Origin of the sequence: Bacillus cihuensis (genome assembly GCF_000504145.1) — a bacterium.
Taxonomy (GTDB): domain Bacteria; phylum Bacillota; class Bacilli; order Bacillales; family DSM-1321; genus Peribacillus; species Peribacillus huizhouensis.
Map to the genome: position 1 here is coordinate 1,847,125 of NZ_KI632495.1, position 13,926 is coordinate 1,861,050.

Sequence of the window (13,926 nt, forward strand, 5' to 3'; positions counted from 1 at the left end):
ATTAATTATTAATTTTCCCAGTTTAACTTACTATCTATTGAAAAACCCACCGATGATGGAAATTTCACTTAATTAGACAATCGTGAAGCTTTTTACAACCGATTGTTTTTGTGTTCCTCGCGGGAAGGCTGCTGTGCCAGTTCGCGCAAGTTCTTTGATTCCATAAGGCTTGAGCAATTCAATGAACGCTTCGACCTTATCGGATTCACCTGTAATTTGTATCGTCAGGCTATCTTTGCTGACATCAATAACCGAGCCGCGAAATGGCTCTATTAAGGAATAAATCTCCGTACGAGTTTGGCTTGAAGCAAGCACTTTTATTAGTGCCAACTCTCTCGCTACAATGGATTGATTGCTAATATCTGTTACTTTTAATACATCAATCTGTTTATTTAACTGTTTCGTCATCTGCTCAATGACGTTCTCATCCTCAACATGAACAACTACGGTTATTCTTGAGATATTTTCTTGTTCAGATTGACCAACAGAGATGCTTTCAATGTTATAGTTTCGCTTCGTAAACAAATTCGTAATTCGGTTTAGTACACCAGGACGATTGTTTACAGTTAGGGTTAGAATGCCTTTCTTCATAGCTTCACACCTACCATTTCATGCAGTCCTTTACCTGGCGCTACCATCGGATAGACATTTTCTTCAGCTTCTACATCAAAGTCAATAAGTACAGGCCCTTTGATCGCAAGTGCTTCATCAAGTTTCGCACTAGCATCAGCTTCATTATCCACTTTGAAAGCCGGAATACCATATGCATTTGCCAATTTAATAAAGTCTGGTTGATAATCGAATTTACTATGAGAATAACGTTCTTCATAGAAATCCGTTTGCCATTGCCTTACCATCCCTAGAGCATGATTGTTCACGATGATGATTTTGACAGGAAGGTTTAATTCAGCCATTACAGCTAATTCCTGACTCGTCATCTGGAATCCGCCATCTCCAACTACGGCAAATACTGTTGCATCAGGTTCAGCTATTTGAGCACCGACCGCTGCCGGTATACAGAATCCCATCGTTCCAAGGCCGCCAGACGTTACCCAAGCATCCGGTTTTGTAAAACCAAAATATTGGGCCGCCCACATTTGATGCTGGCCAACATCTGTGACAACAATCGCATCACCAGCTGTTTTTTCATGTAATAGTTCAATTACTCTTTGAGGCTTCAGCTTTTCCGACTCTCTGTCGTATACAAATGGGAATTCTTGCTTCCAATCTTGCAATGTTTTAATCCACTCAGTAAGCTCAGGCTTCTTGCCGTCTTGAGCGACCAACTGCTCGAGTGCTTCTTTGGCACATCCAACAACCGGGATCTTCGTCGGTACGTTTTTCCCAATTTCAGCAGGATCGATATCAATATGTGCAACCTTAGCGTTTGGCGCAAAAGCTGCCAAATTTCCAGTTAATCGGTCATCGAATCGAGCGCCGATGTTAATGAGCAAATCACATGTTGAAAGTGCCATATTTGCGGCATAAATACCGTGCATGCCGCCCATTCCGATGAATAATGGATGATCTGCAGGGAATCCGCCGAGTCCTAAAAGTGTGTGGACAACTGGAATGCCTTGTTGCTCTGCGTATTGCAATAAATGTTCAGATGCTTTTGCATGCAGGATGCCTGCTCCAGCTAAAATAACTGGTTTTTTCGAACTGCTGACAGCTTCAACTAATTTTCTAATTTGCAAATAATTGGGCTGTGTATTCGGTTGGTATCCTGGTAAATCCATTACCGGTTCACCTTCAACTTTGCCATCCAATATCGCCACATCTTTTGGAATATCGATGAGTACAGGACCTGGCCGCCCGCTTGAAGCGATATAGAACGCTTCTTTAATAATGCGCGGGAGGTCTTCCGGTTTTCTTACTTGGTAGTTATGCTTTGTAATTGGCGTTGTAATGCCAATCACATCCGCTTCCTGAAATGCATCTGAGCCAATAATGGATGTAGCAACCTGGCCAGTGAACACGACTAAAGGAATGGAATCAATCATGGCATCTGCTAGGCCAGTCACAATATTGGTTGCTCCTGGACCAGAAGTGGCAAGAACTACCCCCGGTTTTCCAGTAATTCGGGCATACCCTTCAGCAGCATGAATGGATCCTTGTTCGTGACGAGATAGGATATGATTCATGCCTGACCGATAAATTTCATCGTAAATCGGTAGAACAGCTCCACCCGGATATCCAAAAATGACTTCAACTTGTTCCTCTTTCAGGGCATCAATCAGAAAAGCGGCCCCGCTTTTTACTTGATGTTCCGCTTTGCTGGCTGTTACCACTGCTTTTTCTGTCATTTGAAAAGACCTCCTTCGCTAATTTTGTGTTTGATTGTGGTAATGCTTTTACTCAATAAAGGCGAAAAACATATAAAAAGCCTCTCACCTCATTAAGCATGCTGTTGCATTACTTAAAGGGGTGAAAAGGCTATATATCCTATCCACGGTACCACCCTAATTCGCACAAAAAATACGTACGCACTCTAAACAGATTTCACTCTGCACTGTATTTTGATAACGGGTGCTGGTTGGCACCCGTTCAGCCTTACTCGTACACTTTCGGGCTGAAACTCAGAGGTGAGTTCACCTTTTGGACATTACCGGCTTCCAGCTACCCGGCTCTCTGTAAATGTCTGCTCAAAAGACTACTTATCCTCATCAATGCTTTAACATGTTGAATTTTATTATTATATTACTCTTTAATGTTTGAGTAGTGGCCAACTTTTTAAATTCTTTTAATTTTTAGAAGAATGTAAAAGCTGTTGTATTGAAACTTATATTACGCTGATATTTAAGGCACGTCAATACCTTTTTCCTAATTATTTGACTATTCGATTTTATTAAATAAATTGAATCCGCTTACATCATTGCTGTGACTTATTTTCTATATTAATAGAATTTTTGACCTTTTAAAAAAATTATAGAAACATGAAAAAAGAGAATTTCTTTTTTGAAGAAAATTCTCTTTTTCACTTATAAAGTCATAGCTCGCACCAAATCCTTTTTTCGATAAACACTTAACACAAGACCAATAATACCTGCATTCATCAGAACCTGCATATTGCCGTAACTTATAAATGGGAGTGATACACTCATGATCGGAAATACCCCAAATGACATCCCAAGATTAAACATTACCTGAAAAGCAAAAAGACTTAATGCACCGATTACAAGTATTTTTCCATATCCATCACGGACCGTTTTAACAACGTAAAACATGCGTAAGATCAGCAACACTAATGTACCTCCTAACACGACCGCAAATGTCCAACCAAGGGTATATGATAAAGAAATAAAAACAAAGTCCGTTGTACTTTCTGGTAACAAAGATCCTGATTCGGGAAGTGACTGCCAAAACCATCCGGTTCCATCTCTAAGTTCTTTCATTTTTACATAGTGGTATCCAGATGATTCTGCATATTTTTCAGGATTTAGAAACGCCAATAAACGTACTAGTTGATATTCCTTAATTCCAGTGGTAAACCAGGCGTATAGCGGTACCACTGCCACAGTTACCAACGAGATAACATAAGACCAAATGATTTTCCTTTTCGCAAAGTGACTTCCCCACAACATGACACCAGTAATAATCGTGAACATGCCGAAAACGAAAAGATTTGGGGTTAATACAATTAAATAGCTTGTTATTAGATATAAAATTACGACCATATACATTTTCATTTTTTCATTTCGAAAAACCCCTGCCCATCCTATTAAAAAGAGTGGCAGTGTGATCGATATATCCGTTGAAACTGGTCCTAACACAAGAGTAGCACTTCCGTTTACCCTATTTCCTGAAATGAGCGCAAAAGAAATTATTCCCCAACCGATCACAAACCAGCCAATTCCTAGTTTTTGCAATTTTCGATAATCAAAAAACATGAGAATTGTGGCAAAAGCAATACCAATAAGCGTAACAATGAACTTATGAATAAAAGCCATCGCCGTGTGTTCAGATTCGAATACAAATATTGGCACCATTCCAAGAACAATGATAAACAAAAACAAGCCAATCATTTTCCAATCCACTTTCGGACGGTGCAATCGATCCATTTTTCGCCCAAGATGAATTGGATTCCCCATCATTAAAACGGCCTTTTGTTCAGCTTCCTCATCATTTAATCCCTGTTTCTTTAGAGCTTCTTTGGTTTGTTTCAAATGATTATTCAACTCTATTTCAACAAGTTTGCAAGCTTCCTTAGAACGAATGCTACGCGATACTTCGGACAAAAACTGCTCTTTTTTCATAAAATCAGCCACCCATTACGGCTTGAAAAACAAATGAGGCTGATTGTTTTTTTGTCTCTGCTTTGCTCAACAACTTCCGTCCTTTATCATTCAATTTGTATAATTTTTGCTCAGAAGTTCCCCAACACGACTGTATGTAATCTTTTTGTTCTAAATCATGTAGCAATGCGTACAGGAAACCTTCATTGTCAGCAAACTTCGCATTTCCTTTACTCGTCAAAACAGCCATGATTTCAAAGCCGCTTTTTTCATTTTTCAACATTCTAAATATGGTAAGTATGACTTCCTCTTCACCTGCTCCTTCGTTTACAATGGCTTGACGAATCTTATTCTGATGTTTTTCTGAAAATTTCACGTCGTAAAAAACCGTAGTTTGCATCGCTTTTTTCAATTGTCTTAATCGATTTTCCATGCTGTTCCCTCCAAACTGTTTTTTAAAATATGTTTAGCCCTGCGCATTCTTGTTTTAATCGTGCTCTGACTGTTCCCTGTCATTTCTGCCATTTCTTTAATCGTAAGCTCTTGGAAATAGTATAGATAAATTACTTCTCTGTATTTCACCGGGAGGTTCATGACAGCATCTGATAATACTTTATCCTCATCCTTTTGAATAATATCTTGTTCAACATGATCCACCGCTTGACAATTAGCATAATTTCCAGCATTTAATTCGACTTGGCGGTAATACCAGCTCTTCAAGTAATCTTTACAATGATTGATCGCGATTCGCCACAGCCAAGTACGAATCTTCGCCTCTCCCCTGTACCTTGGCAGTGCTTGATAGCATTTCACGAAGATTTCCTGGGTTAAATCTTCTGCCAATGGAAGGTTTTTCACATACGAATAAACAAGCTGCAATATATCTTGTCCATATGTCATCATGATTTCATCAAGTAGTGCGTCCTCCTCGCCACTTCGGAGAACTTCTGCAACTAACTCCTTCACGTATCTCACCCTTTCTCTCTATATCTTAGACGACTTTATGTAAGAATTAGTTTTATATTGTGTGAATTTTTATATGCTTGTTGTGGTCCTATAAGAATCTTTAACTCGTACTACTAATCAACGAAACCGAAAAAAGGTCTTGATGAACTTGTTTTGTTACATAATCCTTTTTCTGGGGAAAAGGGGCATGGCTTCACAAAATCACCTCCACACCGCCATCTTTATAAAATGATACAATTTTTAGAGCCTGAACCTTTTTCATCGTCTGAGTTGAGAGCAGACACTCATGGGAGTTTTATGTAAAAGCGAGCTATTTTCATTCGTCTCGCTTTTTAACTAAAATTTTACCTGTCAGTCTTTCGTTACCATCTGCCGTGAATGGCACCAAGTCCTGCTACGCCGCCAACGTGAGAAACCCCCGGAATTCCTCCTGAAAATGCTGTATGCTCACCTAATCCTCCAACTCCTGCAAATCCTCCATACGAACCTACAATCGGTGCATAAGGAGAGCTGTAATAATAGGTGTATGGATAGTATGGATGGTATGGATGGTATGGATGCCAACCATAATGATACGGACCATAGAATTGTCTATTCACCGAAAATCTCCTCTCAAGTAAGATGATATCAGTTTATGCTGACTCCCTTTAAGAGGAGTGGGCACTTTATAGTTTTTGGTAACAAAGGAAGATGGTTTATAGTGATGTATGAGCTAAATGTCCGCTAAGACAACGGCGCAAATGAACTGTAAAAAACGGAAAACCTTATATTTTTAAAGTTTCCCGCTTCCGTTATCCACTAAATAGTTCTTTTTTAATAAAGCTGTTTTCCCGTATTTTGTTGCTTTTCAATTTATGAAAAGAACTTTCAATATACTTGTCCGATTTTGATCCCCTGTAATTCGTTTAAGTTACGACAAATTCAACAACAATCGGTGTAGCTGGATCTAATACGTCTCCACCAGGAATTGTGATAGCTGTTGTAGTAACTGATGAAGTATCTGCAGTTTGAACCATCGCATTTATATAAAGAGTGTAATACGCAAATGAAGCTGGAAATGCTGTAGCAGCAGTACCAGCGTCTGTAGTCAATTCAGTTGCGTCGATTGGATAACCAGTTGCAAGATTCCCATCATCGTTTGTAAATTGATTCACTGGAATAGGTATATCCCATCTTTTCACCCCTTTTCCTTTAATTATTCAGATTATTTATAGATTGATTGGACATATGAGCGTTCTTTACCTTTCACTTAAAAGATAGTGAGACTCTAACTCCCACTCAATATACTCATTTTACGTTCTTACGCAAAAATAATGGCTTCTATTAACCAGCAGAATATATTTAGACATATAGGAACATTAGCGAAAAAAAAGCATACATAACTAACAGAGTAAAAGTTTCATTTAGGAGTTGAATGTAGTGAAGACTCCACGGTTTAACTCTAAGAAGTTGAAGGATATCCTATCCAGACATATAAGAGAGGTTAATTCTTCTAGAGTTCATAAAAATTCTAATTTCCCCTACTGCAATTATAACAATAATGATTTTACAACTAGCATGAACGATATTTTATCAACACTTATTTCTAACCGCCGGAACTCCCGAGAAGGTGATGATTGTAACGGAGGATGTCATACAGAAATTCGCAAGAATCCTTGTGAATCATCTGCATGTAAAGGTATTAAGCAGATTTCTGAAATGGAACTGGAAACTGAAATTCATGGTCAACAAAACATGAATGAACTGACAATTGACCAGCATAATTTTCAAACGGATTCTACTTTTGATATGAACGATCCTTCTGGTACCGTTGATGAAATATGTAAAGATGATGATTTGAACGAAGAATGTCATACAGAAATTCACGGGAATCCTTGTGAATCACCTGCATGTATAGATATTGAGCAGATTTCTGAAATGGAACTGGAAACTGAAATTCATGATCAACAAAACATGAATGAACCGACAATTGACCAGCATAATTTCCAATCGGATACTGCTTTTGATATGAACGATCCTTCTGGTACTGTTGATGAAATATGCAAAGATGATGATTTGAACGGAGAATGTCATACAGAAATCAACGGGAATCCTTGTGAATCATCTGCATGTATAGATATTGAGCAAATTTCTGAAATGGAACTGGAAACTGGAATTCATGATCAACAAAACATGAATGAACCGTCAAATGACCAGCATAATTTTCAAACGGATTCTGCTTTTGATACGAACGATCCTTCTGGTACTGTTGATGAAATATGCAAAGATGATTCATCCTTATCAACACTTATGTCTAACCATCGGAACCCCCTAGAAGATGATGATTTGAACGAAGAATGTCATACAGAAATCAACGGGAATCCTTGTGAATCATCTGCATATATAGATATTGAACAAATTTCTGAAATGGAACTGGAAACTGAAATTCATGATCAACAAAACATGAATGAACCGTCAAATGACCAGCATAATTTTCAAACGGATTCTGCTTTTGATACGAACGATCCTACTGGTACCATTGAAGATGGAAGCAAAGATGATTCAATTGTCTTTCCCGTACATGATTCACCCATTAATAAAACGGAGGAAAAAAATAATCAAGCTGGCGCTTCCCTTGATTTTTTAAATATTAGAGTTCCCATTGTAGTAGGGGAATACAAAATAGATATTTGTCTAGAAGAAACGCTATTGTTTGAAGAGAATTTTATGTGGATTAACGTAATTTCTAACAAAATAGTCTTATTAAATAGTCAATTCATCCCAACTGAATTTTCTAAGCCATTAGATAACGGGATGTCTAAAGCATTAAAAGGAAAGTTATTTATAGAAGGGCATCTCATTCAAAACATTGAATATACAGCCGATGATCACAATCTTGAATCAGACCCACTTTACAAAGTTGGGAAAGTTCATTCAATAACAAAAAAAAGACCGTTCTCCACTTTTGTCGAAATTGATAGTTTTCTCCATCCACCTGTTTTTCAAACAAGTACTCAAAAAACATTTGACTTTATTGATCCAAACAATAAAAAAATCCCTCAAACTAATACTCAACTAGTCAACACTGTAACTTATTATCCAGAGCAGCCGTATTGTCGGTTAATTAGTTCTGAAATTCATGAATATACATGTTTATCAGAAGCGGATCATGCTAATAATGGCAATACTCCTATTGAGTCAGTTCAAGTAAATACCATTCACAAAAAAAATGAAACGAATGAAAAACAATTAAACCAGAAAACAGTGTTAGTTACATTCGTCCATTTATTACAAGAACAACATGTCAAAGTCAGGTACGACGAGCACGAAAACCACCCCATTTTCCCAAGTTAAATAAACCTGAGAGACTCATGATTCGCTTCAAAAAAAGGCGGGAATCAAGCCCAACATTGAAGAATGTGCCTCCACACCTAATATTGACTAATCCCACAGCTAAAGCAGTGGGATTCTTTTTAGCAAACATTTCACGTACAAACTCCAAAAAGGAAGTCGCAGCGGGAAAACTTAGGTGAACAACACACGATAGAAAAACCTTTCATCAACAGAGTAATGCACGTGCCTATTACGCTTTCCGTTTTCCTTAACCACTTTTTTAAAATGATACGTGTACATATAGCACAAAAAAAATCGAAACTGAACATGTCTAAAAGCATGCCTGTTTCGACTTCACTACCACCCCTCCTCTGAAGGAGTGCTCTTTCTCGTTCGGAAATGTCTGTAAAAATACTGCACGTAAAAAAGGGTAAAGTTATCACTCCATTAACCTATACTTCAAAAAACTTTCTGAATATAGTAATTTCGTAAGGATTTTTAAAAATAAAAAATATTAAGGAGAGATTACCTTATGAGCAATAACTCGAACGATCCATCAATACAACAAGTGAACCCACCTTGTCCGGTCAATGCGACAGAACAAATTCCATTAAACGATCAAGCAACACCACTAGTTACTGTAGCTAGAACGCCAACTCTTAAAATCCCGGTTGTAGTAGCTGAAAGAACATTGCAAATTGTTGTAGAAGCAGATATTTCACTTTCACCAGCAGCAACGGAAATTAAACGAGTGCATAAGAATGCATTTCTAAATCAAGTCAAACTAGTTCCTGTTGAATTTGCCCCAATTGCCGGGACTAACTTTTTTAACGTAACAAGAGCTAAATTATTTGTTTCCGGATTCATCCGTAAAAATATTGAATATGCTTCAACAGAGTGTAATGGAACCTTGTTTGATCGAATTGCAGACGTGCCATTTTCTGGGTTCGCAGACCTTATGGCGGGAGATTTCATCTTATTCCCAATTTTAGCTGCTTCATCAGCCAACTCTGCTATGTTCCTTAATGAAACAAATCAACTAGCTCCTCGTTTGGATAAATTTTTCTTCCAAAACCTTGTGAATTACAATGAACAACCTTTTGGTGAATTAGTACGTGCCAACTTCTTTGAACTTGATTTTTCCCCAACTATGGTAGAACCTGAACAAGCGTTTAGCACATTGCGTGAAAAAATTGTTATGGACTTAACGTTAAAAGTATTACAAGTCCAACAAATCCAAGTAACTGGAAATCAAGTAATCCCTGGCTCAACGACAGGAATTACTCTTGGTTAATACGCTAGACTGTATTTCGAAAGTAACTAAATGATGTGATTGTTTATAAAGTGAAGCTTCAAGCAGTGGCAGTTGGGGGTCTTACTGCCCGTTAATGAGGGGTAAAATCATAAAAAAACTGATATTATCGGACACTCTTGATTACATTTAATCTCGAGATCCTTAAATATCAGTTTTTTACTTATTATTAACGTCCCAGGAGAGATTCGAACTCCCGACCTACTTTAATTTTATGTATTCAATCGTTATACTTTAAGGAAATTCAATATTACAGTTCTCGAACTATGACCGAGTTAAATACAATATAGTATATTTTGTACTCATTATTCAATATATTATATAAAAAAATCCCCCATGAAGCTAAAGTTAATTGCGTTAGGATTGCTTCTAGCAACATCAATTAGCTTATTAAACCAGCCAAATAAATGCAGCAATGCCCAAAATCATAGCCCAAAAACCAATGGTACTATATGTTTTAATTATTTTAGGTGGTTCTTTTCTTTGATAATCATATATGGCAACAATCATAGAACTGATAAACCATGTGACTATAAATATAGTTACCATGCCTTTTAATAATATCATTCTACACCCGTCCTTCTTATGCCTATATTCTACCATGAAAGGTTTTGAAAACGTGGTGTATATTTTGCAGACACCAGACCGACCCCTGAGACAGCCCCCTGTATATACCCTTGCCACTTTAGTGAGTTAAAGCGTGAGGCATTGTTCGTCATGTCAGTTCGTTGCCTCTCATCACAGAGATTCATTCTGTTGTCGCTTCATTGTGATTCGTTGTCTATCGCTTGCATCACGTTGTCACCTTGCCTTGTCTTGCGACTCTGTCATGCGCATTGGTGGCGGGTGTGGGGTGTCCATTATCCCTTGTCCTGTCCCTTCTTTTTATCTCCATGCTGGTGCGGTGCTGTATGGGCTGTATTTGGGAGTGTGGTGGGCTGGTGCTATAAGCATGGCTTACAGTCCTGTTCATCATGTGGTCAGGCGGTAGGTAGATACCCCTATATGTTTTATAAGGTTGTCAGAAGTGACAACCCATGACTATTATTCATTATATGAAGCATGAAACACCTTCGACCGGTCTTACGTAAATGATGGGGTAGGGGTAGTAGGGATATTGATTAAGACCTATTTATCCCAAACAAAATCGTAGATTCCATCGACAGGTTCTTAGATACACATTTGATAAAACACAAGCATCCTATTTCATATTTAAAATCCAACAAACGGATAAAATGTATAAAAACATCCGTCTGTTGGAGAATACTTAACCATAAGAAAAGACTACTAAACTTGCATGCTTAGCAGTCTTTTTTCGATTTATTTAACTTCCATTATCCATGTTGCTTTAGATTCGGTCATGAAATCTTTATAATAAATTTCATATGGAGCATTCCCTGTTACACCGAAAGCAGCTTGTCCTTTTACATGCTTACCAGGTTGTACCGATTCCGTAATATAATCGATAGGATACGTTTCCATCTTTTCACCTTTACTATCATACACTTCGAAGTCTCCACCATCGATTAATTGTTCCTCTTGTGTACCATTTTGGTATTCTACATCAAAGATTAAAACGTTATTTGGTTGAGTTTCTTCAAATTCATTTCGCTCATCCGTATAACGAGCATTTGTTAACGTAATGATATGTCCTTCGACATTTACTTTTTCCCCAACCTTAAATGTTCCAAGATTTTTAGCTGTGTTTTCAGAAGAATCAGCGCCCTCTTCATAGTCGATAGCTTTCTTATTTTCTGCTATCAGTGTACCGCTTAAATCAATAGTTCGTATTGTCGGTTCCTTTTTATCATCATATAACTCTGAATGTTTATAAAATTCCCGGACGAAAGTATCCAAAATAGCTGCTTGCATTACGTTTTCTAAACTTTCGCCGTCAGAGTTATTTACCTTTAACTCAATCGTTTTGTCATCTTTTAATTGCGCATCTTTATAAGTAATTACCCCTTCTTCATCGGGAGTAGTAAATTCTTTTAAAAGGTCCTTGAACGTTTTTTCAGATATGTAAACTTTATCCCATTCTGCCTTATCAGGATTTTCCCAATCTATTTTCTTCATTTCTTCCATTGTCGTGAATTCTTTTTGCACTTTCGCCGGTTTTTCTACTTTTTCAGCGCCATTGTCATTTGAACATGCAACAAGAAAAATAGAAGCCATAATACCTACTACTAACGTTTTTACTAATCTCATTAATACTTTCCTCCTGTGTCTTATCTCTTATGCCAGTAAGTATTATCTCTTATTCCATATACTTTTTCAATTAACAATTCATTCCAAATATCCATTAAACTAGCAACTTATCTGTGAAAACAATAGTTTTATAAAAATTGGCTCATTAATGCCTTGTAATAACATCAAGAGCATTTGAAATCAAGATTGAGTCATCTGATACAACAGATTGGTCGATGGAGGATTTTGCAACAACAGAATTAGAGACAGGTAATCCCTCTAATAACCCTCTTACGTCCACATCAATATCAAACAATCCTTTTCTTTTAGTCATACAAAAAAACCTCCCATATCGTTAGTATATAAGTCGATATACGGTGTAATTTCTTACATGACCGTTATACTGACCGTTTCACTAAACGATATAAGAGGTTGATTTGACGGGGGTTAACCGTCCATTTTTTGACGTCCCAGGAGAGATTCGAACTCCCGACCGACGCCTTAGAAGGGCGTTGCTCTATCCAGCTGAGCTACTGGGACATGATATGATATGTAATGACAAGATTTATTATAGATTGTAAACACCAAATAGTCAATACTTTTTCTTAATTTATTTCAATCTGAGAATGAAAGAGGCTGTCTCATAGTGAAAAGATTAGACCAAACAAGTATGTACATGCCATAATACGGGCTACAGCGAGTGAGGTCAGACCTTTTTGAGACAGCTTCATGATCCATAATCTCAGTTAAATGTGTAAGTATTGCTTAATTCTGTTACTATATTCCCCTCGACATCATAGAATTGGATTATTGCTTCTTTTTGCTTTAGCTCAAGGATGGCATACGTTTTTTCTTTACGGTTTCTCGGAAGTCGTATGCTTCCTGGGTTAATATATAGTCTACCGTCAATCATCTCAGAACCAGCGATGTGAGAGTGGCCAAAGCAAATGATGTCCGCTTGTTCTTCATCAGCTTTATAGGAAAGGTTCATAATAGTCATTTTCACATTATACAAATGGCCGTGGGTGACCAATAAGCGCAAGTCACCGATTGTTTCTACAACATAGTCTGGATAGGCAGCGTCATAATCACAGTTCCCTTTAACCGCTAACAACCTTTCCATAACCGCATCAGCTTTCTCTAACTCAGAATCACCACAATGGATGAATACATCGACTTCAGCTTGGTGACGTAATTTTATTTGTTCAACTTCTGAAGTTAGACCATGGCTATCGCTCATAATCCCTACTTTCATGCTTGAGTGTCTTCCTTTTCAAGAAAAGCATCTAATTTTCCTTCAAGTACATGTAGGGCATTGGCGCGGTGACTGATCTCATTTTTTTCGTTGCTCTCAAGCTCAGCCATCGTTTTCCCTTTTTCTTTTACATAAAAAACAGGGTCATAGCCAAAACCATTCGTACCCTTTGGTTCGTTGGTGATTCGTCCTTCCACAAAACCAGACACTGTAATCGTTTCTTGATTCGGGGAGGCGAGTGCTAACGCACAAAAAAATCTTGCCGTTCTCTTCTCTACTGGCACATCGTTTAATTCTTGAAGAACCTTCTCAGTATTAGCTGCATCGCTTTTTTCCTCACCAGCATAGCGTGCAGAATAGACGCCAGGTCTGCCATCAAGCGCGTCTACAATCAAGCCTGAATCGTCGGCTATTACAAACTGCCCAAGCATTTTACTAATTGTTTCTGCTTTTAAAATAGCGTTTTCTTCAAAGGTTGTCCCTGTTTCCTCGACATCTGGCGCGTTTTCGAAATCAAGAAGTGTCTGAACCTGAAACCCTCTTGAATGAAATAAACTTTCAAACTCTTTTGCTTTTCCTTTATTTTTCGTTGCAATAATGACCGTTTTCAAACATTTCACTCCTAATTTCTTGTAAAATTTATATAAGGTAGTTAGCTT

The 13,926-nt window shown here is 37.7% G+C and carries 14 protein-coding genes, 1 tRNA gene and 1 other annotated feature; of the genes, 2 read left to right on the plus strand and 13 right to left on the minus strand.

The window, feature by feature from the left end; genetic code table 11:
- Positions 1-72 precede the first annotated feature (72 nt).
- The 7 genes from ilvN to V179_RS0114665 form a co-directional block, all read right to left on the minus strand.
- A complete protein-coding gene (gene ilvN, locus V179_RS0114630) occupies positions 73-591 on the minus strand; it encodes an acetolactate synthase small subunit (protein WP_028392133.1) in 519 nt (172 codons plus the stop codon).
- A complete protein-coding gene (gene ilvB, locus V179_RS0114635) occupies positions 588-2,306 on the minus strand; it encodes an acetolactate synthase large subunit (protein WP_028392134.1) in 1,719 nt (572 codons plus the stop codon). The genes ilvN and ilvB overlap by 4 nt, the downstream gene beginning before the upstream one ends.
- A 114-nt stretch (positions 2,307-2,420) precedes the next feature.
- Positions 2,421-2,679, minus strand: a binding site (T-box leader).
- A 302-nt stretch (positions 2,680-2,981) separates the two neighbouring features.
- Positions 2,982-4,256 carry an FtsW/RodA/SpoVE family cell cycle protein gene (locus V179_RS0114640; protein ID WP_028392135.1) on the minus strand — a complete coding sequence of 425 codons (1,275 nt, stop codon included), beginning with the start codon at positions 4,254-4,256 and terminating at the stop codon, positions 2,982-2,984.
- A gap of 4 nt (positions 4,257-4,260) precedes the next feature.
- Positions 4,261-4,668, minus strand: a complete 408-nt coding sequence (locus tag V179_RS0114645; RefSeq protein WP_028392136.1) for a PadR family transcriptional regulator — start codon at positions 4,666-4,668, stop codon at positions 4,261-4,263.
- Positions 4,653-5,201 carry a sigma-70 family RNA polymerase sigma factor gene (locus V179_RS0114650; protein WP_028392137.1) on the minus strand — a complete coding sequence of 183 codons (549 nt, stop codon included), beginning with the start codon at positions 5,199-5,201 and terminating at the stop codon, positions 4,653-4,655. Before V179_RS0114650 ends, V179_RS0114645 begins: the two co-directional genes overlap by 16 nt.
- 362 nt (positions 5,202-5,563) lie before the next feature.
- Positions 5,564-5,800 (minus strand): hypothetical protein, encoded by a 237-nt coding sequence (locus V179_RS28015; RefSeq protein WP_034301205.1) that lies wholly within the window; start codon positions 5,798-5,800, stop codon positions 5,564-5,566.
- A 306-nt stretch (positions 5,801-6,106) separates the two neighbouring features.
- Positions 6,107-6,361: a DUF4183 domain-containing protein gene (locus V179_RS0114665; protein ID WP_407637250.1), complete on the minus strand. Its 255-nt coding sequence runs from the start codon at positions 6,359-6,361 to the stop codon at positions 6,107-6,109.
- Between the two features lie 259 nt (positions 6,362-6,620).
- On the opposite strand from V179_RS0114665, the gene V179_RS0114670 reads away from it, so the two are divergent.
- Positions 6,621-8,534, plus strand: coding sequence for a DUF7852 domain-containing protein (locus V179_RS0114670; RefSeq protein ID WP_152534737.1), 1,914 nt, complete (start codon positions 6,621-6,623; stop codon positions 8,532-8,534).
- A gap of 511 nt (positions 8,535-9,045) precedes the next feature.
- A complete protein-coding gene (locus tag V179_RS0114675) occupies positions 9,046-9,807 on the plus strand; it encodes a CsxC family protein (protein ID WP_028392140.1) in 762 nt (253 codons plus the stop codon).
- Positions 9,808-10,215: 408 nt separating this feature from the next.
- Here V179_RS0114675 and V179_RS31060 read toward each other — a convergent pair whose 3' ends face one another.
- The 6 genes from V179_RS31060 to V179_RS0114705 all read right to left on the minus strand — a co-directional run bounded on the left by V179_RS31060 (position 10,216) and on the right by V179_RS0114705 (position 13,878).
- A complete protein-coding gene (locus V179_RS31060) occupies positions 10,216-10,392 on the minus strand; it encodes a hypothetical protein (RefSeq protein WP_154664008.1) in 177 nt (58 codons plus the stop codon).
- 753 nt (positions 10,393-11,145) lie between these two features.
- Positions 11,146-12,033 (minus strand): DUF4352 domain-containing protein, encoded by an 888-nt coding sequence (locus tag V179_RS0114685; protein ID WP_028392141.1) that lies wholly within the window; start codon positions 12,031-12,033, stop codon positions 11,146-11,148.
- A gap of 145 nt (positions 12,034-12,178) precedes the next feature.
- Positions 12,179-12,346: a hypothetical protein gene (locus V179_RS31065; protein ID WP_154664009.1), complete on the minus strand. Its 168-nt coding sequence runs from the start codon at positions 12,344-12,346 to the stop codon at positions 12,179-12,181.
- A gap of 132 nt (positions 12,347-12,478) precedes the next feature.
- Positions 12,479-12,552, minus strand: a tRNA-Arg gene (locus tag V179_RS0114695).
- Between the two features lie 202 nt (positions 12,553-12,754).
- Entirely contained in the window at positions 12,755-13,267 is a 513-nt protein-coding gene (locus V179_RS0114700) for a metallophosphoesterase family protein (RefSeq protein WP_028392142.1), read from the minus strand.
- The gene (locus V179_RS0114705) at positions 13,264-13,878 is read right to left on the minus strand and encodes an XTP/dITP diphosphatase (RefSeq protein WP_028392143.1); all 615 of its coding nucleotides are present in this window, start codon (positions 13,876-13,878) and stop codon (positions 13,264-13,266) included. The genes V179_RS0114700 and V179_RS0114705 overlap by 4 nt, the downstream gene beginning before the upstream one ends.
- Positions 13,879-13,926 lie beyond the last annotated feature (48 nt).

Excerpts from the sequence above, each read along its gene's own strand:
- ilvN (WP_028392133.1), bottom strand. The coding sequence starts at position 591 with ATGAAGAAAGGCATTCTAACCCTAACTGTAAACAATCGTCCTGGTGTA.
- ilvB (WP_028392134.1), bottom strand. The coding sequence starts at position 2,306 with ATGACAGAAAAAGCAGTGGTAACAGCCAGCAAAGCGGAACATCAAGTA.
- V179_RS0114640 (WP_028392135.1), bottom strand. The coding sequence starts at position 4,256 with ATGAAAAAAGAGCAGTTTTTGTCCGAAGTATCGCGTAGCATTCGTTCT.
- V179_RS0114645 (WP_028392136.1), bottom strand. The coding sequence starts at position 4,668 with ATGGAAAATCGATTAAGACAATTGAAAAAAGCGATGCAAACTACGGTT.
- V179_RS0114675 (WP_028392140.1), top strand. The coding sequence starts at position 9,046 with ATGAGCAATAACTCGAACGATCCATCAATACAACAAGTGAACCCACCT.
- V179_RS31060 (WP_154664008.1), bottom strand. The coding sequence starts at position 10,392 with ATGATATTATTAAAAGGCATGGTAACTATATTTATAGTCACATGGTTT.
- V179_RS0114685 (WP_028392141.1), bottom strand. The coding sequence starts at position 12,033 with ATGAGATTAGTAAAAACGTTAGTAGTAGGTATTATGGCTTCTATTTTT.
- V179_RS31065 (WP_154664009.1), bottom strand. The coding sequence starts at position 12,346 with ATGACTAAAAGAAAAGGATTGTTTGATATTGATGTGGACGTAAGAGGG.
- V179_RS0114700 (WP_028392142.1), bottom strand. The coding sequence starts at position 13,267 with ATGAAAGTAGGGATTATGAGCGATAGCCATGGTCTAACTTCAGAAGTT.